The sequence below is a fragment of the Peptoniphilus sp. oral taxon 836 str. F0141 genome (genome assembly GCF_000179335.1).
GTDB lineage: Bacteria > Bacillota > Clostridia > Tissierellales > Peptoniphilaceae > Peptoniphilus_A > Peptoniphilus_A lacrimalis.
In genome coordinates, this window is sequence record NZ_AEAA01000016.1 from 1 (window position 1) to 1,124 (window position 1,124).

Annotated in this window: 1 protein-coding gene and 1 pseudogene; both read right to left on the reverse strand. The window is 30.9% G+C overall.

Translation table 11 applies throughout. The features are described from left to right. Window positions 1-38: 38 nt before the first annotated feature. A pseudogene (locus HMPREF9131_RS00425) lies at window positions 39-353 on the reverse strand (ATPase domain-containing protein); the annotation flags it as partial. 8 nt (window positions 354-361) lie between these two features. After that, the coding region (locus HMPREF9131_RS00430; protein ID WP_036743982.1) for a nicotinamide-nucleotide amidohydrolase family protein at window positions 362-1,124 on the reverse strand (763 nt) is incomplete at its 5' end.

The following is a 1,124-nucleotide window of genomic DNA, read 5'->3' on the forward strand; positions in this document are numbered from 1 at the left end:
GAAATAATAAGATTTTCAACGTCTACACCAATTTTTTAGCATAACCCCGGATCAAGAGCATGTTCTGCATCTATAAAAGCTGCATTACCGCCTAATTTTTGAGATTCAGCTACAATATGCAGAGCAATAGTAGTTTTACCTGATGATTCAGGTCCGTAAATTTCAATTATTCTTCCCTTTGGTATTCCGCCAATACCTAAAGCTATATCTAAAGCTAAGGCTCCAGTTGGAATTGAGTCTATATTGAGTTTAGCATCTTGACCAAGCTTCATTATTGAGCCTTCACCATATTGTTTTTCTATGGTCGCTAATACCTTATCTAGGGCTTCTTTCTTTTCTAAATTATCGTTCATAATAACTCCTATTCTTTATTAATTAAGTACAACAAATTTGATAAAACTTGACTTACTGTTCTATTTCTTACTCTCTCTCTATTTCCTGGGAAATAAAAATGTTTTAGCTGATAATTATCTTCAGAGAAATAAATACATATAAAAACATTTCCTATATCTGTTTCAGAAGGCTCTGGTCCAGCTTCGCCTGTAGTAGAAACACAAACGCTTGAATTAGTCTTATTTTTTAATCCACAAGCCATCTCAAGAGCTGTTTGTTCACTTATGGCACCATATTTATCTAAAGTTTCTTTTCTTACTCCTAAGTTCTTAATTTTAGAATCATTAGAGTAGGTTACATAAGATGAAGATAAAATCTTTGATGAACCAGCTACATCAGTAATAGATGCAGCTAAAAGACCTCCAGTAATAGATTCAGCAAAAGATATAGTTAAATTTTTGTCCCTCAATCTTTTTACCAAGACTTCTTCAACGCTTTGGTTATTATCAGAATATATATGGTCTTTAAATTCATCATATAATTTTTCTATACTATTAGACATTATATTTGAAATATATTCATAGTCCTCACCCTTAGCTATAAGTTTAATTTCAGTCTGAGTAAAATGAGCAAAAGTGTTGATTGAAATATATTTATTTTCTAAATTCAATTTCCTTATTCTATCTTCAGTTAAAGACTCTCCTAGTCCAATAACATTTAAAGACCTAACAATAATTTTTTGATTTTCATGAATATTTTGTGCTAGATAAGCATCAACCATGGGTTCAAAT